This is a genomic window from Telluria beijingensis (assembly GCF_030770395.1).
GTDB lineage: Bacteria > Pseudomonadota > Gammaproteobacteria > Burkholderiales > Burkholderiaceae_D > Telluria > Telluria beijingensis.
Genome location: NZ_CP132480.1, coordinates 4,631,124 through 4,652,602, shown reverse-complemented (window position 1 = coordinate 4,652,602; position 21,479 = coordinate 4,631,124). Strand labels below are relative to the sequence as shown.

The window sequence follows — 21,479 nt, the reverse complement described above, 5'->3', positions numbered from 1 at the left end:
TCTGTATCTCTAGCTATAAAGCCTACCCAATAACATGTCACCCGTTTCCTTGCGCCGCTGGGGCTGGATCCACAAGTGGAGCAGCCTGGTCTGCACCATCTTCATGCTGCTGCTATGCCTGACCGGCCTGCCGCTCATCTACCACCACGAGATCGGCCACCTGCTGGGCAACGAGGTCGAGCCGCCGGTGCTGGCGCAGCCGACCCCGATGGGCAACGTCGACGCCGTGATCGCCTCGGCCAAGGAGCTGTACCCGACCAAGAAGCCGATGTTCATCTCGCAGGAGGCGGGCGTCCCCGAGATCTGGCACGTGACCCTGGCCGACCATATGCACGACCACGACTACAAGCCGATCGCGGTCGACGCGCGCACCACCAAGGTGATCGTGGAGCCGGCTTTCGAGGGCGGCGTGTTCATGTCGACCATGCTGGCGCTGCACGTCGACCTGTTCATGGGCCTGGCCGGCAAGCTGTTTTTGGGGTTCATGGCCCTATTGCTTCTGGTAGCGATCGTCAGCGGCGCGGTCCTGTACTCACCCTTCATGCGCAAGCTCGATTTCGGCACCGTGCGCAAGGAAAAGAGCAGCCGCCTCAAATGGCTCGACATGCACAACCTGCTGGGCATCGTCACGCTCACCTGGCTGTTCGTGGTCGGCGGCACCGGCATGATCAATACCTGGGCCGACCTGATGCTCAAGTATTACCAGCACAACGAACTGTCCCAGATCCTGGCCCAGTACAAGGACAAGACGCCGCAGCCGCACACCGCGTCGGTGCACGACGCGATCGAAAAAGCGAAGGAACGCCTGCCTGGCATGCGGGTCGCCTTCGTGGCCTTCCCCGGCACCGACTTCAGCAGCGCCCACCACTACGGCATCTTCATGAATGGCGACGAACCATTCAGCTCGCGCATGTACCAGCCGGTGCTGGTCGACGCCCATACCGGCGAACTGACCGACGCCCCGCAACTGCCGTGGTACCTGAAGGCGCTGCTGGTGTCGCAGCCGCTGCACTTCGGCGACTACGGCGGACAGTGGATGAAATTCCTGTGGGCGCTGCTCGACATTGCGACCATCGTGATCCTGGTCACCGGCCTGTACCTGTGGGTCAAGCGCGGCAAGACCGCCAACGCGAGCGCCAAGGCCGCGGCGCTCGACAAGAACTCCGGCGTGCCGGTCCTGGCGCGTGAAGGAGGCGCATCGTGAGCCGCACACCGATGCAAATCTGGGGCGCGCCGATCGTGCTCGCGATCCTGACCACCATTGGCCTGATCTCGGCCCTGCTGGGCGACGGCATCTGGGACGCATTGTCGGCCGTCACGCTCGGCATTCCCTGCCTGGTGGGCGCCTGGTACTGCCTGCGCCGCCGTCCCGCCGCGCGCCGGGAAGGCTGAACCGCAACAGTCGGCGCCTTGGCGGTCCCGTTCCGGTGCGCCGGATTTGGCCTGCGCCGCTTGACGCTGTATACTTGACGCCTGATCCCGCGCGCAGCAGCGAGCTGCCCGCGGGATTCGTTCACTTTCGAGAGGCATCATGTTTGCAGCAGTCGATCTCGGGTCCAACAGCTTCCGCCTGCACATCGGCGAGCCGCTCGGCGCCCGCATGCACATCGTGCGCACGGCGCGCGACCCGATCCGCCTTGCCGCGGGGCTCGACAGCGAGAACATGCTCACCGAGGCGGCGATGCGCAGCGCCATCCGCTGCCTGGGCGAATTCCGCAAGATCCTCGACGAATACCACCTCGACGCCGTGCGCGTGGTGGCCACCAACACCATGCGCGTGGCCCGGAACGCCGACCAGCTGCTGCCGCAGCTCGAGGCGGCGATCGGGTACCCGATCGAGATCATCTCGGGCGAGGAAGAAGGGCGCCTGATCTATATGGGCGTGACGCGCGCCATCGAACGCCAGGACGAGCGGCGCCTGATCATCGACATCGGCGGCGGCTCGACCGAGGTCATCGCCGGCACCGGCAGCGAGATCCACCTGGTCGAATCGTTCGGCATCGGCACCCAGCCGCAGACCCGCGCCTACTTCGAGGACGGCCGCATCACGGCGCGCGCCTTCGACGCCGCCGTCACCGCGGCGCGCGCCCGCTTCGAGGACGCCGCCTCGCTGTACCATGCCCAGGGCTGGGACGCCGCCTACGGCTCGTCCGGCACCATGCGCGCGATTTCCGAAGTCATTGGCCGCAACGCGATCGGCGACGGCACGGTGTCGCAGGCCAGCCTGCACGCCTTGCGCGACATCCTGATCGAACTGGGCCACGTGGACGCCTTCGCCCTGCAGGGCGTGAAGCGCGACCGGGTGCCGGTGATGGTGGGCGGGCTGACGGTGCTGATCGGCGCCATGCAAGAGCTGAAAGTCGAGCGCCTGCAGGCGATCAATGCCGGGCTGCGCCTGGGCGTGCTGTCCGACCTCGAGCTGCGCGCCAACCGGCGCGACCGGCGCGACGCCGCGATCCGCTCGTGCATGCAGCGCTTCCGGGTCGATACCCAGCGCGCGCTGCGCACCTGCGGCATCGCGACCCTGCTGTACGAACGCCTGCAGCCGCAGGCCGACAGCCAGCCGCACTACCTGGCCTGGAGCGCGATGCTGCACGAGATCGGCCTGGCGATCTCGATGAGCGGCGCCCACAAGCACGGCGCCTACATCGTCGAGCATGCCGACCTGGGCGGCTTCACCACGCGCGAGCAGCGCCTGCTGGCGACCCTGGTGCTGGGACAGAAGGGCAATCTGCGCAAGATCCGCGAAGCGCTGGTGGAGCCCGACCTGGCCAAGGCGGTGCTGGCGCTGCGCCTCGCGGTCGTGTTCATGCATGCGCGCGCCGACAACGATATCGGCGGCCTGCGGCTGCGCATGAAAGGCAAGATCGAGATCGACCTGCCGCCGGAACTGCTGGCGCGGCATCCGACGCTGGCGCCGTGGTTCGAGAAGGAAGAGTGCAGCTGGAACGACGTGGGATTAGGCTTCCAGGTACGCTGACCCTGACCTGGCCCGAAATCCCCACACCACCACCGTCGTTCCCGCGCAGGCGGGAACCCAAGCGTGCTTGAGTTGACGATCAGTTCAAGGCAGTCCGCCAGGCAGAAGTCTTGGGTTCCCGCCTCCGCGGGAACGACGTTGATTGGCGTGATCGACGTGTGGGCGGTGTGGCCCGGTTCAGCGCAACTTGCCAATCACATCCGGCCCCGCCACCAGCCGGATATACGGAACGCCTTCCGGTTCCTTGTGCTCGATCCAGAACACCCCCGCCTTGCGGATGCGCCAGTCCTGCTTGTCCCCGCACAGCACCATCGACGCCACTTGCCCCAGCAGGGGCTGGTGGCCGACGATCAGCGCCGGCTGGCGGTGCTCCGGCCAGCCGCAGGCTTCGATGATCGCCTCGGCGTTCGACTCGGTGCCGAGCGCCTCGACCACCTCGTAGCGCCGCCCCAGCGCCTCGACGGTCTGGATGCAGCGCGTGGCGGGGCTCACCAGGATGCGGCAGGCGGGCGGCAGTTTGCGGTCGAGCCAGGCGCCCATGCGCGCGGCGTGGCGTTGGCCCTTGGGCGTCAGTTCGCGCGAGAGGTCCGGTTCTCCCGGCTCGGCCTCAGCGTGGCGCCACAGGATCAGTTCCATGCTCGGTCTCCTTGTCGTTACTATCGTGATCGGGGTTGTCGGCGCCCAGCATGTCCATCAACACCTGTTGCGCGCTGTACTGCTGCTGCTTGCCGCGCGCCTTGCGGCGGCGGTAACGGCCGTCGGGCGCCAGTTCCCAGGCGTTGACGTTGTCCTTCAGGTAGGGATGCAGCCCTTCGCGCATCACGCGTCGCTTGAGCGCAGTGGAGCGGATCGGGAATGCCACTTCGACCCGGCGGAACAGGTTGCGGTTCATCCAGTCGGCGCTGCTGAGCACCACATCGTGCTTCAGGTCGTTGCGGAAGTAGAAGATGCGCGTGTGCTCCAAAAAGCGGCCGACGATCGAGCGCACCTTGATGTTCTCGGACAGCCCCGCCACGCCAGGCCGCAGCGAGCAGGCGCCGCGAATGACCAGGTCGATCCTGACCCCGGCCTGGGACGCGTCGTACAGCGCCTTGATCACCGATTCGTCGGTGAGCGAATTCATCTTGGCGATGATGCGCCCCGGTCGGCCCTGGCGCGCGATGTCGGCCTCTTGCCGGATCGCGCGCACGACCTCCTTCTGCAGCGAGAACGGCGCCAGCCAGATGCTCGCGAGCTGCTTGGGGCGGGTCATGCTGGTGAGGTGGATGAAGACCTCGTTGACGTCGGCGGTCAGGTCTGGATCGGCCGTCAGCAGGCCCATGTCGGTATAGAACCGGGCCGTGGTCGGGTTGTAGTTGCCGGTGCCGAGGTGGGCGTAGCGGCGCAGGCCGTTCGGCTCGCGACGCAGCACCAGCGCCATCTTGGCATGGGTCTTGAGCCCGACCACGCCGTACACCACCTGGGCCCCGGCCTGCTCGAGCTTCTCGGCCCAGTTGATATTGGCTTCTTCGTCGAAGCGCGCCATCAGTTCGACGATGACGGTGACTTCCTTGCCGCGCCGCGCGGCCTCGATCAGGGCCTCGACCAGTTCCGAATTGCTGCCCGCGCGGTAGATGGTCTGCTTGATCGCCACCACGTTCGGATCGGCCGCCGCGCAGGCGATGAAGTTGATCACCGGCTGGAACGATTCGAACGGATGGTGCAGCAGCGCGTCGTTCTTGCGCAGGGTGGCGAACAGGTCGGGGCCGGACAGCTTGGCCGGATGGCCGGCGACATAGGGCGGGAATTTCAGCTCGGCCTGGTCGTTGCTGTTGACGATTTCCAGCAGCCGGCCCAGGTTGACCGGGCCGTCGACCGTGAACAGGCGGCTGCGGTCGATGTGGAACTGGTTGAGCAAGAAGTCGGACAAATGCTCGGGGCAGGAGCGGCCCACCTCGAGCCGCACCGCGAAGCCGTACTGGCGGCCGTGCAACTCGCTCTGCAAGGCCTGGCGCAGGTTTTTCACCTCTTCTTCGTCGACCCACAGGTCGCTGTTGCGGGTGACCCGGAACTGCGAGTACGACACCACTTCGCGGCCGGTGAACAGGTCGGCCATATGGGCCTGGATCACCGACGACAGCATGCAGTAGGACGCGCCTTTCTTGTCCGAGAGCTCGTCCGGCAGCCGGATCACGCGCGGCAGCACGCGCGGCGCCTTCATGATGGCGATGCCCGAGCCGCGCCCGAAGGCATCCTTGCCGCCCAGTTCGACGATGAAGTTGAGGCTCTTGTTGATCACGCGCGGGAAGGGGTGGGCCGGGTCGAGGCTGATCGGCGTCAGGAGCGGGCGCACCTCGCGGTCGAAGTACTGCTTGACCCAGGCGCGCTGGGCGGCGTTGCGGTCGCTGCGGTGCAGCAGGTGGATGCCGTGCTCCGACAACTGCGGCTGGATCTCGGTGTTGAACAGGCTGTACTGGCGCGCGATCAGGTGGCGGCATTCGGCGCTGGCGCGTTCGAGGCTTGCCGCCAGGCCGTCGGGCAGGGCGCCGCTGGCGCGGTCCATCTGGTACTGGGCCAGCAGGCTGGCCACCCGCACTTCGAAGAATTCGTCCAGGTTGCTCGCCACGATGCATAAAAAGCGCAGGCGTTCGAGCAGGGGAATGGCGGGGTCTTCGGCCTGGGCCAGCACGCGGCGGTTGAATTCGAGCAGCGACAGCTCGCGGTTCAGGTAGGCGCCGCCGTCGGAAAATTGTTTGAGCTCAGCCTCGATGGCCTTTTTTTTCATGTCCATGGTCTGCGGTCGTAGTCGTCCCGCAGGTAGTGTAGATGTCAAATATGACAGCCCGGTGACACTTCGCCCCGCCGTCGTCCTAATGAACTGCTAAGCCATGGCTTGAGGGCGACGGTTAAGCTGGGCGCTCCATTCATCCCCGGAGCCATCCATGAAAAACTTCGTCCGCGCCAACAAGGGCTTCCTGGTCTTTTTGCTGTTGTTCGGCGTGTTTCGCAGCGCGGTCGCCGACTGGAGCCCGATCCTGAGTGGCTCGATGCGGCCCAACCTGCTCGAGGGCGACGTGGTGCTGATCAACCGCATGGCCTTCGACCTCAAGATACCACTGACCGGACACAGCGTGGCGCACCTGGGCGAGCCGGCGCGCGGCGACATGGTGGTGTTTCACTCGCCGCAGGATGACGTCCGCCTGATCAAGCGCGTGCTGGCGGTGCCGGGCGACCTGGTCGAAATGCGCGGCGACCGGCTGTTCGTCAACGGTGAGGGCGCCAGCTATGCGGTACTGGGAGAAACGCGCGAACGCAGCCGCGGCCTGGTGGTCGACGCCATCCGCCTGGAAGAGCAGGTGGCCGGCACCCGCCAGCGCATCCAGGTGCTGCCCGGGGTGGCGGCGCCGCGCAGTTTCGACCCGGTGCGCATCCCGGCCGGCCAGTACCTGATGTTGGGCGACAACCGCAACGACAGCGCCGATTCGCGCGCCATCGGCCTGGTGTTGCGCGAAAAGCTGATCGGGCGCGCCGAGCGCATCCTGGTGTCGGCCGCCTACCAGGAAGACTGGATGCCGCGCCTGGACCGCTTCGGGATGTCGCTGCGGGCGCCGTAGACGCCCTGGCGTGGGGAAGGGTGAGGATCGGGACCAAAGAAATAGCGTACAATCCCGTCCCCCTGACGCTCGCATGGTGCGGTGTTGGCACTGACACCGAAAGTGTAGTACATGCAAAAGCTCCTCACCGTCATCCTCGCCTGCCTGGGCATGATCGGCGCCCTGGCCATCGACACCTACCTGCCGTCGATGCCGGCGATCGGCACCGAGTTCGGGGTCGGGTCGGTGGCCGTGCAGCAGACCCTGAGCGTGTTCCTGTTCACGTTCGCCTTCATGATGCTGTTCTACGGGACGCTGTCCGATTCCTTCGGCCGGCGGCCCGTGATCCTGGCCGCACTGGCGGTGTATACGCTGGCCTCGGTCGGCGCGGCCTGGGCGCCGAGCTTCGGCTGGCTGCTGGTGTTCCGCGCGCTGCAGGGCCTGTCGGCCGGCGCCGGGTCGGTGATCGGCCAGGCCATCGTGCAGGACCGCTTCGAAGGCGCCCAGGCCCAGCGCATGATGTCGCACATCATGATGGTGTTTGGCCTGGCGCCGGCGATCGCGCCGATCCTGGGCGGCTGGCTGCACGTGACGTTCGGCTGGCGCTCGTCGTTCGTGTTCCTGGCCGTGTTCGGCGCCGCCATGATCGTGCTGTGCCTGAAACTGCTGCCCGAAAGCCTGCCGCGCGAGAAGCGCCAGGCCTTCCATCCGGGGACCATCGGCCGCAACTACCTGATGGTGCTGCGCAATCCGCAATTCGTGTTCCTGGCGCTGTCGGTCGGCCTGGCCTTCAGCGGCCTGTCGCTGTACATCGGCTCGGCCTCGAACTTCGTGATGGTGATCCTGGGCCTGCCCGAAACCGCCTTCGCCTGGATGTTCATCCCGCTGGTGGGCGGCATGGTGGTGGGCTCGGCCTGGGCCGGCAAGCGCGCCCACGGTTCGACGCCGGCCGGCATGATGTGGACCGGCTACGGAGTGATGGCGCTGGGCACGGCGCTCAACGTCGGCTACCACCTCTTGATGCCGGCGGCCGTGCCCTGGTCGGTGTTGCCGCTGTTCGTGTATACCTTCGGGCTGGCGGTGGCGATGCCGGCGGTGCAGCTGACCGCGATGGGCCTGTTCCCGCGCAACCGCGGGCTGGCCTCGTCGATGGTCGGCTTCATCCAGATGATGGCCTTCGCCCTGGTCTCGGGACTGGTGGCGCCGCTGCTGTTCGAGAGCGCCCTCAGGTTGGCGCTGGGCGTGGCGGGCGGGCTGGCGCTGAGCTTTGGCGCCTGGCGGCTGTCAGTGCGCATGGCGCAGGCGACGGGCGCCTGACACTGCGGATACCTGGGCTCCCGCCTGCGCGGGAGCGACGAGCCTGCCTTGTCAGCGGCGGTTGGTCTTCATCGCCTGATTGACTTCGCGCTTGGCGTCACGGTCTTTCTCGGTGGCGCGCTTGTCGTGCTGCTTCTTGCCCTTGGCCAGGCCGATTTCGCACTTCACACGGCCCTTCTTCATGTGCAGGTTGAGCGGCACCAGCGTGAAGCCGGCGCGCTCGACCTTGCCGATCAGCTTGTCGATCTCGGCGCGGTGCAGCAGCAGCTTGCGCGAGCGCAGTGCTTCCGGGTGGCTGAAGGTGGAAGTGGTGGTCAGCGCACTGACGTGCGCGCCAAACAGGTAGAGCTCGCCATTACGGACGAGCACATAGGCTTCCTTGATCTGCACCCGCCCTTCGCGGATGGCTTTGACTTCCCAACCCTCCAGTACCAGGCCGGCCTCGTAGCGGTCTTCGATGAAGTAGTCAAAAAATGCTTTTTTATTGTCAGCGATGCTCATGAAAAGGCGAAATTTCGCGTGTCGGTTAAACTAATGCCATAGCGCCAGCATACGGCGCGGGTAAATGACCAACATCATAACAAACGGTTGACCAATGGCAGTAGTGCACAAATCAGTTTTCCTTGGCTATAGCGCAGAACAGATGTTCGACCTGGTCGCCAAGGTCGAGGATTATCCCAAGTTCCTGCCCTGGTGTGCAGGCGTCAAGATCGTCGAGCAGACCGATGACAAGCTGGTCGCCAGCCTGCAGATCAATTTCCATGGCGTGAAACAGAGCTTCACGACCTCGAACCACAACCAGCGCCCGACCCAGATGAAGATGCACCTGGTCGACGGTCCTTTCAAGATGCTGGAGGCGACCTGGAGTTTCAAGCCCCTGCGTGAAGACGCCTGCAAGATCGACTTCGACATGCAGTACGAGTTCTCGAGCGTGATCCTGGCCCAGATCGTCGGGCCCGTGTTCGGCATGATCGCCAACAGCATGGTCGATTCGTTCTGCAAGCGCGCCGAGACATTGTATGGCTGAGATGCTGGAGATTTCGGTGTGCTACGCCAGCGACCGCCACGAATGGCTGCGCGCGCTGCAGGTCGAGGCCGGCACGACGATCGGCGCGGCGATCGAGCGCAGCGGCGTGCTGGAAGCCTTCCCGGACATCAATCTCGCCACCCAGCCGGTCGGCATCTACGCCAAGAAAAAGACGCTCGACACCGTGCTGCGCGCGCGCGACCGCATCGAGATCTACCGGCCGCTGGTGGCCGATCCCAAGGAATCGCGCCGCAAGCGCGCGGCCAAGCGTGATGAGGTAGTGCGCCCCTCCGACGCCGTCGGATAGCCGATGACAGGATATTACAACTAGTTTCTCATTCGTAACAATCGAATAGATTCATCGGTATTTCTTGGTATCATGGCGTCACCCCGCTGGCGCATTGTCGCGTCGCGCTACCTGCCGTCCTCCTGCCCGATGCTGAATGCCTTGAGTCTGCTATTGGTGACCACCGCCTTGTCGGTGGTCATGCTGCTGGTCCTGTCTTCCCTCACCCGGAGCGAGGTCGCGGGCATCCGCGAATGGAAGCAGGCCAACCTGATGGCGGTGGTGGCCCTGCTGCTGTTCGCCGCGCGCGGGGCAGTGCCCGACGTGCTGAGCATCGAGCTGGCCAACGCCCTCTACCTGGGCACGATCACGATGATCTGCGCCGGTTTCCGGCGTTTCCTGGGCTTGCCGGTGCCGTGGCGCCTGCTGGCGGGCGGGGCGCTCGGGGCGCTGTCCGGGGTCGTGTTCTTCCACTACATGGTCGAGTCGGCGGCGCTGCGCATCGTGTCGGTATCGATCTTCCACGGCGTGGTCTGCGCCGCGATCGGCATCGCCGTGCGCCGGCCTGCCGAACCGCGCCTGCGCTATCCCTTCGCTTTCACCCGCTGCGCCGCCCTGGTGCTGGCATTGGGGCACGCCTGGCGCGCGGGCTTCTACATAGTCGATGCCTATCAACCCTATTCGCTGCTCGAGGCGAGCTTCTATAACCTGGTGTTCTTCGCCGTCGGCACGCTGGCGCTGCCGGCGCTGACCCTGGGCGCGGTGATGATGGCCAACGCGCGCCTGATCGCGGCCAGCGCCCATGCCGCCGACCACGACCACCTGACCGGCGCCGCCTCGCGCCGCGCCTTCTTCGCCTTCGCCGAACGCGAACTGGCGCGCGCCGAGCGCCGCGGCAGCGGCCTGGGCCTGCTGCTGGTGGATGCCGACCACTTCAAGCGCATCAACGACACCTTTGGCCACGGCGTCGGCGACCTGGTGCTGCGCGACCTGGTCGAGCGCACCCAGCAGGTGATCCGCAAGATCGATTACTGCGCCCGGCTCGGCGGCGAGGAATTCGCGGTACTGCTGCCCGATGCCGACAGCCGCACGGTGCTGGCGGTGGCCCAGCCCCTGCGCGCCGCGCTCGAGCGTGCGCCGCAGGTGGCGCCGGGCGCGGGCCGGGTGGCCTACACGGTGAGCATCGGAGTGGCGATGCTGGAGCCGGGCGAGAACGTCGCCGGCCTGATGGCGCGCGCCGATGCGGCGCTGTACGCGGCCAAGGCGGGCGGGCGCAACCGGGTGGAGGTGGCGGACGCGCCGGAGAAGCCGGGCGCGCCGCCCCCGGATGGGCTCAGCGGCAGTCCTGGAGCGCGCGCCTGACCTGCTCGCTGCGCGCGGCTTTTTCTTCGTCGCTCAGGTAGGTTTTTTGCCCATCCGCGCCGATGCGGGAGATGCGGATGCCGGACGCGAGCTGGGCCTGGGTGTCGCGCGCGGCCGCGCAGTGCTCGGCCAGCCGGCGCTGGCGCGTCGCTTCTTCCTGCCGTTTCTGTTCCGCTTCCTGGCGCTCCTTGCTGCGTTGTTGAAAGGCAGCCTCGCGCTCGGCCAGCGCGGGCGGCGTTTTGGCCTGGGCAGCGGGGTCTTCTCCGGCCGCGGGGACTGTCGACTCCGGCGCGGCGAAGGCGGGGCGGTCGGGCCCCTTGAGGATCTTGCTGGCCGGCGTGCCGGGCGGTGGAGGCCGGTCGGAATACTGGCGCGTGCCATTCGGGCCGATCCAGACGTACTGGGCGTGGGCAGTGCTGGCTGCAAGCAGGAGCAGGGCGGCGAGGGTGTGTCTGGAGAAAGGAGGCATCGATGGGTTCCTGGATAAGCCGCTCGATTTCGCCATGTCCTGGCCCGGCTGTCAATCGCCGGCCGCACCGTGCGGAAGAAATTTTGGCCTCCCCGGCGACGGAAATTGAGAGTTTCTGTATAATTTGCTTTTGCGCCTATAGGAAATACTATGCGTCTCCTCCAAAAAGCACTCACCTTCGATGACGTGCTGCTCGTCCCCGCTTACTCCAACATTCTTCCGGCTGCAACTTCGCTGCGCACGAAGCTCACGCGCAATATCACATTGAACATTCCGCTGCTGTCGGCGGCGATGGACACCGTGACCGAATCGCGCCTGGCGATCGCAATGGCGCAAGAGGGCGGCATCGGCATCATCCACAAGAACCTGCGCCCGGCCGACCAGGCGCGCGAGGTGGCGCGGGTGAAGCGTTTCGAGGCCGGCGTGCTGCGCGACCCGATCACGATCCCGCCGACCATGAAGATCCGTGAAGTTCTGGCGCTTTCGCAGCAGCACGGCATCAGTGGCTTCCCGGTGGTCGAGGGCAGCCAGGTGGTGGGCATCATCACCAACCGCGACCTGCGCTTCGAGGAAGACCTGGACGCGGAAGCGCGCGCCAAGATGACGCCGCGCGACAAGCTGGTGACCGTGAAGGAGGACGCGGACACGGCGGAAGCAAAGCGCCTGATGAACAAGCACCGCCTGGAGCGCGTGCTGGTGGTCAACGACGACTTCGAGTTGCGCGGCCTGATCACCGTGAAAGACATCCAGAAGTCGCACGAGCACCCGCTGGCGTCGAAAGACTCGCAGGGCAAGCTGCTGGTGGGCGCCGCGACCGGCGTCGGCCCGCGCGACGAGGAGCGCATCGAACTGCTGGTGGCGGCCGGCGTGGACGTGCTGGTGGTCGACACCGCCCACGGCCACTCGCAGGGCATCCTGGACCGCGTGAAATGGATCAAGGAGCGCTTCCCGCACGTGGACGTCATCGGCGGCAATATCGCCACCGCATCGGCCGCGCTGGCGCTGGTGGAGGCGGGCGCTGACGCAGTCAAGGTCGGCATCGGCCCCGGCTCGATCTGCACCACCCGCATCGTCGCCGGCGTCGGCGTGCCGCAGATTACTGCGATCTCCAATGTGGCTAAAGCGTTGGAAGGCACCGGCGTGCCGTGCATCGCCGACGGCGGCATCCGCTTCTCGGGCGATATCTCGAAGGCGCTGGCAGCCGGCGCGCACACGGTCATGATGGGTTCGATGTTCGCCGGCACCGAGGAAGCGCCGGGCGAAGTGATCCTGTATCAGGGCCGCAGCTACAAATCCTACCGCGGCATGGGCAGCCTGGGCGCGATGGCCGACGGTTCGGCCGACCGCTACTTCCAGGAAGCCTCGGCCAAGGCCGACAAATTTGTCCCGGAAGGTATCGAAGGCCGCGTCGCCTACAAGGGCAGCGTGCTGGCGATCATCTTCCAGCTGATCGGCGGCGTGCGCCAGTCGATGGGCTACTGCGGCTGCGCCACCATCGACGACCTGCGCGAGAAGGCGGAGTTCGTCGAGATCACCTCGGCCGGCATGCGCGAGTCGCATGTGCACGATGTGCAGATCACCAAGGAAGCGCCGAACTACCGTTCGGAATAAGCTTCAGCGACGGCGCCGGTGAGCGCCGTTTTTGTAGGGTTGGCGGCTTTGCCGCCGACGCGTGACGCCAGCATCTTGTTGGCCCAGAATTTGTGGGGTGGACGGCAAGCCGTCCACCCCACGCATACCACTTACTGTCCCCATGCATTCCAAAATCCTCATCCTCGATTTCGGCTCCCAGGTTACCCAGCTGATCGCGCGCCGCGTGCGCGACGCCGGCGTGTTCTCCGAAGTCTTCCCCTACGATGTCAGCGACGAGTTCGTGCGCGAATACGGCGCCTCGGGCATCATCCTGTCGGGCAGCCACAACTCGACGCTCGAAGGCGATTCGCCGCGCGCGCCGCAGGCGGTGTTCGAAGCCGGCGTACCGGTGCTGGGCATCTGCTACGGCATGCAGACCATGGCCGCCCAGCTGGGCGGCAAGGTCGAGAACGGCCTGAAGCGCGAATTCGGCTACGCCGAAGTGCGCGCCCGTAACCATACCGCGCTGCTGAACGGCATCAACGACTTCGTGACCGATGAAGGCCACGGCATGCTGAAGGTCTGGATGAGCCATGGCGACAAGGTGCTGGACATGCCGGCGGGCTTCAAGCTGATGGGCTCGACCGACAGCTGCCCGATCGCCGCGATGGCCGACGAAGAGCGCCGTTTCTATGCGCTGCAATTCCACCCGGAAGTGACCCATACCACCCAGGGCGAGGCGATTATCGGCCGTTTCGTGCACGAGATTTGCGGCTGCAAGTCGGACTGGAATATGCCGGATTACATCGGCGAAGCGGTTGCCAAGATTCGCGAACAGGTTGGCACGGACGAGGTCATCCTCGGCCTGTCGGGCGGCGTCGACTCGAGCGTGGCGGCGGCGCTGATCCACCGCGCGATCGGCGACCAGCTGACCTGCGTGTTCGTCGACCACGGCCTGCTGCGCAAGGACGAAGGCAAGATGGTCATGGACATGTTCTCCAAGAACCTGGGTGTGAAAGTTATCCGCATCGATGCCGAGGCGCAGTTCATGGGGCATCTGGCCGGCGTGACCGATCCGGAGCAGAAGCGCAAAATCATCGGCCGTGAGTTCGTCGAGGTGTTCCAGGTCGAAGCCGGCAAGCTGAGCAATGCGAAGTGGCTGGCGCAGGGCACGATTTATCCGGATGTAATCGAGTCGGCCGGCAAAGGTAAGAAGGGGCAGACGATCAAGAGCCATCACAATGTGGGTGGCTTGCCGGAGACCCTGAATCTCAAATTGCTCGAGCCGCTGCGAGAGTTGTTCAAGGATGAGGTGCGTAAACTCGGTGTGGCGTTGGGTCTGCCGCACGATATGGTTTATCGTCATCCATTCCCGGGTCCGGGGCTGGGCGTGCGGATCCTGGGTGAGGTGAAGAAGGAGTATGCGGATCTGCTGCGCGAGGCGGATGCGATCTTCATCGAAGAGCTGCGCAATACGCCGTTCGAGGTGCCGCAGGTGCCAGGGATCGATGCGGGTAAAGCGCCGGTGAATTGGTATGAGGCGACCAGCCAGGCGTTTGCGGTGTTCTTGCCGGTGAAGTCGGTGGGTGTCATGGGTGACGGCCGTACTTACGAATATGTGGTTGCGCTGCGTGCGGTGCAGACGCTGGACTTCATGACGGCGCAGTGGGCGCATTTGCCGCATTCATTGTTGGGCAAGGTGTCGAACCGGATTATCAACGAGGTGCGTGGGTTGAATCGCGTGGTGTACGATATTTCGGGGAAACCGCCGGCGACGATCGAGTGGGAGTGAGGGTTTATTGAGTTCTTGATTTTTTGATGAACTGTAAGCCGTTGATTTTTCTAAATGAAAGATCAACGGCTTTTTGTTTGGATAGTTCTTTTACTTCAATGGCGATGTTTCTTGGGCTTGGAAGCAGCACCGACCAACGGCTGCTTCCTGGCTTTCAGGGGTCGCCAATCCTACCAAGAGCACTCGCGAGGACTGTTGTGTAGAAGCGGAAGATAGTTTTTATATTTGAAACTTTGTTGTTGAATGAATACATGTGGGATGATTAGAGCTTGGTTTCTTTGCACGAGATTTAACATTCTCAGCTAGGAAATCAGCAGCCCTGTCATTCGGCTCGAAGTCACCATGGCAAAAACTGCCTGGATAGGTCGTTAACATTTAAGAGAGATTTGGCGAGTAATTAGTAAATCTCATTATGTTACCGTTGTAGGTGGGACTGATATCTTCGTGTAGTACCACGTAGAGCAGGATGAGATAGTTTGTGATTTGGATTGGGGATGAGCGTGGAACAGGCTTTGGACTCGGCGGTAAATACCGCCGTGGCGCGGGTGAATTACGAGATTGATATCTCGCACGCCAGTAAGCTCAATCTCGCCGATTTCCAGAACGCAGTACCGCTTTTGCGCGAATTGGCGATCGCCAACCAGAGTGACCGAGAACTCTCACAATTGCAGGTGCGTCTTGAGTCCTTCCCGCCGTTCTTGAAGCCGAAAGCGTGGTCCATCGACGCATGCGACGCAAGATCGCGGTATCACATCAAGGATTGTGACGTTACTCTGGACGGCATCCTGCTCGCCAGGTTGACCGAAGCCGAGACCTCGACCATTACGGTAATACTGCTGGAATATGCAGGGACGGACAAAGAGCGAGTCCTGGCAACCGAAGAGCGCAAGATCGAACTGCTGCCGCGCAACCAGTGGGGTGGGTTGGCGCATCTGCCGGATCTGGTGGCCGCTTTTGTGCAGCCGAACGAACTGGCCGTCGACCGGCTCCTGAAACGCACCGCTCAGGTGTTGCGCGAAGCCGGCAAGAGCTCCGCGCTGGATGGTTATCAAGGCGGTGCGAAGCGGGCCTGGGAGCTTGCTTCTGCGTTATGGACCGCGGTAGCGGGAGTCGGCCTCGATTACGCATTGCCGCCTGCGAGCTTCGAGAACCGTGGACAAAAGGTGCGCAGCGCTTCGCAGGTACTCGATGCAGGTATCGGCACCTGCCTGGACCTCACGCTGCTGTTTTGCTCGGCACTCGAGCAGGCAGGTCTGAACCCGATGGTCGTGTTCACGAAAGGGCATGCATTCCCGGGAGTCTGGCTGCGCAACGAAGAGTTTTCGACCGTGGTGGTGGATGACGTTACCGCCATCCGCAAGCGCGTGCGACTCAAGGAACTGGTGTTATTCGAGAGCACGTTGATCACCCATCGTCCAGCGCCGAGCTTTACATATGCTACCGAGTTCGCCGCACGTGCAATCGCAGAAGAGCACGAGGAAGCGTTCGAGCTCGTCGTCGATATCCGGCGCGCGCGCATGCAGCGAATCAAACCGCTTGCCAGTGGCGACAGTCAGGTCGTCGCCACACCCGACAACGACGCGGTCCAGGCGACCGCGGCGACCTTCGATGACGGCGCCCCCGAGTTTCCTGACGAAGCGGCCGTCGCCGAAGAGCCCTTGCTCGATCCGAAGGACAGGCTGGCGCGCTGGCAGCGCAAACTCCTCGACCTGTCGCTGCGCAATAACCTACTCAATTTCAAGGCAGGCAAGAAGGCGGTCCGGATCGATGCCCCGGACCCGGGGGCATTGGAAGACGTGTTGTCCGGCGGGGCGACAATCCGCCTGCTGCCGCGACCCGACCTCATGGATGGGCGCGACCCGCGCGACCAGGCGGTGCACCAGCAGCGCTCCCGAGAGGACGTGCGTCGCGAACATGCGCTGGACGCGCTCAGGCGGCGCGAAGTGTTCATCGGCATGCAGGATACGGAGCTCGAAACCCGCCTCGTCGACATGTATCGCAATGCCCGCACGACGATGCAGGAAGGGGGCGCCAACACACTGTTTCTGGCGCTCGGCTTCCTGAACTGGACGCGCGACGACAAGGGCGGGCAGAAGTACAAGGCGCCACTGGTCCTGATTCCGGTTTCTCTGCACCGCAAGAGCGCTCGCTCTGGCTTCACGGTATCCCTTCATGAGGACGAACCACGCTTCAATCCTACCCTGGTCGAGATGCTGCGCCAGGATTTCAGTCTGAACCTGGGTGTCGTCGACGGCGATCTTCCGCAGGACGACGCCGGCCTCGACATCGCGCGCATCTGGAAGACCGTGTCGCATGCGGTCCGCGACGTCAAGGGATGGGAGGTGTCGGACGAAGTCGTGCTGGCATCCTTCTCCTTCGGCAAATACCTGATGTGGGTCGATCTGACCCAGCGAACCGACCAACTGCGGCAAAACGCGGTCGTGCGCCACCTGATCGACACCCCGCGCGAGCCGTATCCATCCAGGATCGCGTTCCCGTTGCCGAAACAGCTTGATGCAGAGTTTGCGCCCGAGTCGACCTTCTGCCCATTGCCGGCCGATTCGTCGCAGCTGTCCGCCGTCATGGCGGGCGCACGGGGAAAGGACTTTGTCCTGATCGGACCGCCTGGCACCGGCAAGAGCCAGACCATTGCCAACCTGGTCGCCCAATGCCTCGCCGAGGGCAAGCGTGTCCTGTTCGTATCCGAGAAGATTGCGGCGCTGGACGTCGTCTACCGGCGCTTGCGCGAGGTGGGCTTGGGAGAGTTCTGCCTGGAGCTGCATTCGAGCAAGGCGCGCAAGCTCGATGTAATCGCACAGTTGCAAAAGGCGTGGGACGCGCAAGGCGATGTCGATCCCGAGAAATGGCGCGCCCAGGCCGTCAAGTTGAAGCGGTATCGTGATGAGCTTAATCATTACGTCGAGCTGCTGCACCACCGGCACCGGAATGGCCTGTCCATCTACATTGCGATCGGCAAGGTCGTCGATGGCATCGACGTGCCTGCCGTCGAATTGTACTGGGCTGACGCGAATGCGCATGACCCTGGACAGCTCGACCACCTGCGTGATCTGGCCGAGCGGCTCGAAGTGAATGCCGAAGCGGTCGGTGCTGGCGATCTGGTCGAAGGCCCACTGACGGCCGTCGGGCGCGCCGATTGGACGCCGACCTGGCAGCAGAGCTTCATTACCGCGGCGCGCACGGTCGTCCCGGCAGCGCAGAATACCCAGCGCGCGGTTTCGGCACTGCAGGACGTTACCGGCTTGCTGGGTCTTCCAACGCACCGGCGCGCCCGAGCCGCGATCGCCGAACTGTCGAGCTGCCTTCCCGACGCATTCGGACATCAGTGGGGCTTCGTGTTCCGTCCCGATGTTCGAACCCTGCTGGATCGGATGGGTGAAGGAATGCAGTATGTGCACCAGCATCGTGAGTTGACTACGCAGATCAGCGTCGCCTGGCCTGAGGCTGTCGTCGCCCGCTGCAAGAAAGCGCTCACATTGCTGGCCGAGCGTGAAGGTCTGCATGCGCAGCTTGGGAAACCTTGGTCGTCCGACGTCGTGTCCGAGCTCGAGAAGGGCCTGCGGCTGCTGGAGGAGCTGGCGGCCAGCGAAGACAGCTTGTCGGTCCGGTACGGCGAGCAGGTCGAGCAGGTGAACGTCCATCAGTTGCAGCGGGGCTGGGCGGAGGCTGAGCGCAGCGCTTGGCCGATGTCTTGGCTGCGCAAACGCGCGATCACCAAGACCGTGCAGGACTGCGTGACGGGAGACGGCGACGCCGACATCGCCGGGGACCTTCCGCTCCTGGTACGCATTCGCGACCTGAAATCCGAGCTTGCTGGCGTAGAGATCGGTCCCATGGTCGAAGGAATCTGGACAGGCTTGAAGACCCGGCAGGAGTTCGTTCGAACCGCGCTAAGGTTCCAGGAATCCTTGACCCGGGCACGTCAGCGCGCCGAATGGGCGGACCAGGAATTCGAGGCTGTGGAAAATGGCAGATGTGGCACCGCGCTTGCCGACGATCTGAATCGATTGCGCACGTTGCGCAGCCTCGACGCCGAGATTGCCGGCATGCAGACGCTGACGGCCGAAACGCAGGGACTATGGGCCGGCGATGCTACCCAGCCGAATTTGCTGGCAGCCGCGCTGCGCTTCGCAACCGCTCTCCGGGCCGTCCAGGCAGCGGGCACGCTGCAGGGTGAACATGACGAGGTCGCAGCATCCGATTGTGGAGCGGCATTGGCAGGCGATTACGAGCGATTACGCAAGCGCGACGCCGTTGAAGAGAAACTGCGTGGGTTCGATGAGCTGCGCGAGCTGACTGGCGGCATATGGGCCGGGCTGCAGACCAGCGCCGAGGCGATCGAGCGCGTGGCGTCTTTCCATGCCGTTGTCTCTGCCGCAATCGCCAACCTCGCCGAGTCGCCGGATGATGCAGCCGCATTGCGACAGGCATTCGAGCAGATGGTGGACGAAGGCAACGCCTTGCTCGATCCCTCCGGGCCTTTTGTCGACGTGGCCAAGCAGTACCGGAACACGCTCGAGGCATTGCAGGAGGCGATCTCGTCTTTGGCAACGATCGGCGCTTTTGACGAAGGGGTGGCGCTGCAATTCAATGCCATGGCGCTCGATGATCTGATTGCCTGTTGCGGCCATATCGCGGCTGCAGAGCCGCGTATCAAGGCCTGGTGCGCATGGCGGAAAGTGCGCGACGAAGCACTGGCGCTTGCGCTGGGCTCGCTCGTTCGCGCGATGGAAGGCGGCGTGATCGGGCCAAACGAAGTGCTACGCGCATTCGAGACCAATTACAGCCGCTGGTGGCTCAACCGTGCGGTCGATAACGAACCCGTCATCCGCGGTTTTGTATCTGCCGAACACGAGAAGCGAATCGGTGACTTCCGCGCGCTCGACAAGCAATTCATCGACGTAACCCGGGCATGGGTGCGGGCGTCGCTGTGCGCAGGCATGCCGAAGGCCGATAGCGTGACCCGCGCGTCCGAGTGGGGTGTGCTGAGGCATGAGATTGGCAAGAAGAAGCAGCACATGCCGCTCCGCGAACTCATGCAGAGCATTCCAACCGCCCTGGCGAAACTGACGCCGTGCTTGCTGATGAGCCCGCTGTCGATCGCTCAGTATCTGGCAGCAGATGCCAGCACGTTCGACGTCGTGGTGTTCGATGAGGCGTCGCAGATCCCGGTGTGGGACGCGATTGGCGCCATGGCACGCGGCCGCCAGGTCGTCATGGTAGGCGACCCGAAGCAACTGCCGCCGACCGCGTTCTTCGATCGCGCCGAATCGTCGTCGGACGACGAGGATGTCGAGACCGACCTGGAAAGTATTCTCGACGAGTGCATGGGGGCAAACTTGCCCACGATGAATCTGGCCTGGCATTATCGCAGCCGCAACGAATCGCTGATCGCATTCTCTAATCACCGCTACTACGGCGGTGGCCTGGTTACCTTCCCATCCCCGGTCACCGAGGACCGCGCCGTCAGCTTCCATCACGTCGCCGGCGTCTATGAAAAGGGTGGCGCGCGCATCAACAAGACAGAGGCGAAGGCGCTGGTGGCGGACATCGTCGCTCGCCTGAAATCGCCGGGCTTCACGGAATCGAGACGGACAATAGGTGTGGTGACCTTCAACACCGAGCAGATGAATCTCATCGAAGACCTGCTTGACGAAGAGCGCAGGAAGGATCCCTCGCTGGAATCGCATTTCTCGGAAGTGGAACTGGAGCCGCTGTTCGTGAAGAATCTGGAATCGGTCCAGGGAGACGAGCGCGACATCATCTACTTCTCCATCACGTATGGGCCTGATCTTGCAGGTGCGGTATCGATGAACTTCGGGCCGATGAACCGGGATGGCGGCGAGCGCCGTCTGAATGTGGCGATCACCCGCGCACGGCAAGAACTGCGCATTTTTTCGAGTCTCAAAGCTGAACAGTTCGACCTGTCGCGCACGCAAGCGGTAGGGGTCAGGGACCTGAAGCATTTCCTGGAGTTCGCTGAGCGCGGCCCTCGTGCATTGGCGGAGGCGACCAAGGGCAGCCTGGGCGGGTTCGAGAGTCCGTTCGAAGAGGCGGTGGCGGCTGCGCTGGCATCGAAGGGGTGGCAGGTGCAGACGCAGATCGGCGCATCGTCATTCCGCGTGGACCTGGGTGTCGTTCATCCCGATGCTCCCGGTACCTATCTGTGCGGTGTCGAGTGCGACGGTGCAACCTACCACCGTTCAGCGACCGCGCGCGATCGTGACATGCTGCGCGAGCAGGTACTACGTGGCTTGGGTTGGGAAATCGTTCGGATCTGGTCGACCGACTGGTGGGTCGACCGGGCAGGGACGCTCGAGAAGGTGCACGCGGCTCTCGAGCGCCTGCTGGACGCAAGCCGTCAGCGGCGAAGTCAGGAAAGCGAGCGTGAAGCAGCGGCGGCGCAGGCCAGGGAAGCGATTGCCAAGGCCAGGGCCGAGGACAGCATGCTGACCGACCACCAGGTAACAGCAGATATGGCGGCACCAGTCGTAACCGCTGCACAGGTTGATGCCGATCGTGAAGCGCCTGCAGTCAGAGAGCTGGAGTTTGAACATCCGGCTGGCGCCCCTGACTTGAATGCCGACGCCTTCTTTGCCGCGGCATATGATGATCGGCTTCGAGACCTGGTGCGAGAAATCGTCGGGATCGAAGGACCGGTCAGGGATACTGTGTTGGCGCGCAGGATTGCACGCCTGCATGGCTGGCAGCGAACCGGGGCCCGCATCCAGGAGCGCGTTTCGTCAATCGCATTCTCGTGCCTGATGCACACCGAGGAAGACGTCGGGATGTTTTTCTGGGCGGAGGGTCGAGGGCCTGGGACCGCCGTTGCGTTCCGCGGCGATACTGAGGGCGGGAGAACTCTGGACGAGATTTGCATGGCCGAGCTGGTGTCCGTAGCCTTCTTGGTCGTCGCTGAAGGCGCGCCTAGAGAGGGGGCCGTGGTTGCAATGGCGAGGCGGCTGGGAATGACTCATGTCAGGACCGCTGGTCGCGTGCGACTTGAAAGCGCGCTTGCCGCTGCTGGACAGCAAAGCCAGCAGGCAGGGGCGTCGTGAGTGTGTATTCGTTCCCGCGTGCGGTT

15 protein-coding genes are annotated in these 21,479 nt (G+C 64.1%); 11 read left to right on the top strand and 4 right to left on the bottom strand.

From position 1 onward, the window contains the following. Nucleotides 1–34 precede the first annotated feature (34 nt). From Q9246_RS20460 to Q9246_RS20450, 3 genes are all read left to right on the top strand, one after another. Nucleotides 35–1,204: a PepSY-associated TM helix domain-containing protein gene (locus tag Q9246_RS20460; protein ID WP_306392592.1), complete on the top strand. Its 1,170-nt coding sequence runs from the start codon at nt 35–37 to the stop codon at nt 1,202–1,204. Then, on the top strand, nt 1,201–1,392 hold the full coding sequence (locus Q9246_RS20455) for a hypothetical protein (protein WP_306398284.1): 192 nt from the start codon (nt 1,201–1,203) through the stop codon (nt 1,390–1,392). Before Q9246_RS20460 ends, Q9246_RS20455 begins: the two co-directional genes overlap by 4 nt. Nucleotides 1,393–1,531: 139 nt before the next feature. Further along, on the top strand, nt 1,532–2,980 hold the full coding sequence (locus Q9246_RS20450) for a Ppx/GppA phosphatase family protein (protein WP_306392590.1): 1,449 nt from the start codon (nt 1,532–1,534) through the stop codon (nt 2,978–2,980). Between the two features lie 177 nt (nt 2,981–3,157). Here the strand turns inward: Q9246_RS20450 and Q9246_RS20445 are convergent, their stop codons facing one another. Next, nucleotides 3,158–3,616, bottom strand: a complete 459-nt coding sequence (locus tag Q9246_RS20445) for a SixA phosphatase family protein (protein ID WP_306392589.1) — start codon at nt 3,614–3,616, stop codon at nt 3,158–3,160. Then, on the bottom strand, nt 3,588–5,750 hold the full coding sequence (ppk1, locus tag Q9246_RS20440; protein ID WP_306392587.1) for a polyphosphate kinase 1: 2,163 nt from the start codon (nt 5,748–5,750) through the stop codon (nt 3,588–3,590). Before ppk1 ends, Q9246_RS20445 begins: the two co-directional genes overlap by 29 nt. Nucleotides 5,751–5,901: 151 nt before the next feature. Here ppk1 and lepB point away from each other — a divergent pair, with 151 nt between their 5' ends. Then, nucleotides 5,902–6,573, top strand: coding sequence for a signal peptidase I (lepB, locus tag Q9246_RS20435; protein WP_306392586.1), 672 nt, complete (start codon nt 5,902–5,904; stop codon nt 6,571–6,573). Between the two features lie 111 nt (nt 6,574–6,684). Then, nucleotides 6,685–7,869 carry a multidrug effflux MFS transporter gene (locus tag Q9246_RS20430; RefSeq protein WP_306392585.1) on the top strand — a complete coding sequence of 395 codons (1,185 nt, stop codon included), beginning with the start codon at nt 6,685–6,687 and terminating at the stop codon, nt 7,867–7,869. A gap of 51 nt (nt 7,870–7,920) precedes the next feature. On the opposite strand, the gene smpB is transcribed toward Q9246_RS20430, so the two are convergent. After that, nucleotides 7,921–8,370, bottom strand: coding sequence for an SsrA-binding protein SmpB (smpB, locus tag Q9246_RS20425; RefSeq protein ID WP_005667675.1), 450 nt, complete (start codon nt 8,368–8,370; stop codon nt 7,921–7,923). Nucleotides 8,371–8,464: 94 nt separating this feature from the next. Here smpB and Q9246_RS20420 point away from each other — a divergent pair, with 94 nt between their 5' ends. The 3 genes from Q9246_RS20420 to Q9246_RS20410 all read left to right on the top strand — a co-directional run bounded on the left by Q9246_RS20420 (nt 8,465) and on the right by Q9246_RS20410 (nt 10,544). After that, nucleotides 8,465–8,896 carry a type II toxin-antitoxin system RatA family toxin gene (locus Q9246_RS20420; protein WP_306392583.1) on the top strand — a complete coding sequence of 144 codons (432 nt, stop codon included), beginning with the start codon at nt 8,465–8,467 and terminating at the stop codon, nt 8,894–8,896. Next, complete coding sequence (locus Q9246_RS20415; protein WP_306392581.1) at nt 8,889–9,203, top strand: RnfH family protein; 315 nt, start codon at nt 8,889–8,891, stop codon at nt 9,201–9,203. Before Q9246_RS20420 ends, Q9246_RS20415 begins: the two co-directional genes overlap by 8 nt. Before the next feature lie 141 nt (nt 9,204–9,344). Next, the gene (locus Q9246_RS20410; RefSeq protein ID WP_306392579.1) at nt 9,345–10,544 is read left to right on the top strand and encodes a GGDEF domain-containing protein; all 1,200 of its coding nucleotides are present in this window, start codon (nt 9,345–9,347) and stop codon (nt 10,542–10,544) included. On the opposite strand, the gene Q9246_RS20405 is transcribed toward Q9246_RS20410, so the two are convergent. Continuing rightward, nucleotides 10,516–11,013: a DUF4124 domain-containing protein gene (locus Q9246_RS20405; protein ID WP_306392577.1), complete on the bottom strand. Its 498-nt coding sequence runs from the start codon at nt 11,011–11,013 to the stop codon at nt 10,516–10,518. The two genes, Q9246_RS20410 and Q9246_RS20405, sit on opposite strands and share 29 nt — an antisense overlap. Before the next feature lie 150 nt (nt 11,014–11,163). Here Q9246_RS20405 and guaB point away from each other — a divergent pair, with 150 nt between their 5' ends. From guaB to Q9246_RS20390, 3 genes are all read left to right on the top strand, one after another. Then, nucleotides 11,164–12,624, top strand: a complete 1,461-nt coding sequence (gene guaB / locus Q9246_RS20400; protein WP_306392575.1) for an IMP dehydrogenase — start codon at nt 11,164–11,166, stop codon at nt 12,622–12,624. A gap of 142 nt (nt 12,625–12,766) precedes the next feature. Then, nucleotides 12,767–14,377, top strand: a complete 1,611-nt coding sequence (gene guaA, locus Q9246_RS20395) for a glutamine-hydrolyzing GMP synthase (RefSeq protein ID WP_306392573.1) — start codon at nt 12,767–12,769, stop codon at nt 14,375–14,377. 494 nt (nt 14,378–14,871) lie between these two features. After that, on the top strand, nt 14,872–21,453 hold the full coding sequence (locus Q9246_RS20390) for a DUF3320 domain-containing protein (protein WP_306392571.1): 6,582 nt from the start codon (nt 14,872–14,874) through the stop codon (nt 21,451–21,453). Nucleotides 21,454–21,479 lie beyond the last annotated feature (26 nt).

Excerpts from the sequence above, each read along its gene's own strand:
- Q9246_RS20460 (WP_306392592.1), top strand. The coding sequence starts at position 35 with ATGTCACCCGTTTCCTTGCGCCGCTGGGGCTGGATCCACAAGTGGAGC.
- Q9246_RS20450 (WP_306392590.1), top strand. The coding sequence starts at position 1,532 with ATGTTTGCAGCAGTCGATCTCGGGTCCAACAGCTTCCGCCTGCACATC.
- Q9246_RS20445 (WP_306392589.1), bottom strand. The coding sequence starts at position 3,616 with ATGGAACTGATCCTGTGGCGCCACGCTGAGGCCGAGCCGGGAGAACCG.
- ppk1 (WP_306392587.1), bottom strand. The coding sequence starts at position 5,750 with ATGGACATGAAAAAAAAGGCCATCGAGGCTGAGCTCAAACAATTTTCC.
- lepB (WP_306392586.1), top strand. The coding sequence starts at position 5,902 with ATGAAAAACTTCGTCCGCGCCAACAAGGGCTTCCTGGTCTTTTTGCTG.
- Q9246_RS20430 (WP_306392585.1), top strand. The coding sequence starts at position 6,685 with ATGCAAAAGCTCCTCACCGTCATCCTCGCCTGCCTGGGCATGATCGGC.
- smpB (WP_005667675.1), bottom strand. The coding sequence starts at position 8,370 with ATGAGCATCGCTGACAATAAAAAAGCATTTTTTGACTACTTCATCGAA.
- Q9246_RS20420 (WP_306392583.1), top strand. The coding sequence starts at position 8,465 with ATGGCAGTAGTGCACAAATCAGTTTTCCTTGGCTATAGCGCAGAACAG.
- Q9246_RS20415 (WP_306392581.1), top strand. The coding sequence starts at position 8,889 with ATGGCTGAGATGCTGGAGATTTCGGTGTGCTACGCCAGCGACCGCCAC.
- Q9246_RS20405 (WP_306392577.1), bottom strand. The coding sequence starts at position 11,013 with ATGCCTCCTTTCTCCAGACACACCCTCGCCGCCCTGCTCCTGCTTGCA.
- guaB (WP_306392575.1), top strand. The coding sequence starts at position 11,164 with ATGCGTCTCCTCCAAAAAGCACTCACCTTCGATGACGTGCTGCTCGTC.
- guaA (WP_306392573.1), top strand. The coding sequence starts at position 12,767 with ATGCATTCCAAAATCCTCATCCTCGATTTCGGCTCCCAGGTTACCCAG.
- Q9246_RS20390 (WP_306392571.1), top strand. The coding sequence starts at position 14,872 with ATGAGCGTGGAACAGGCTTTGGACTCGGCGGTAAATACCGCCGTGGCG.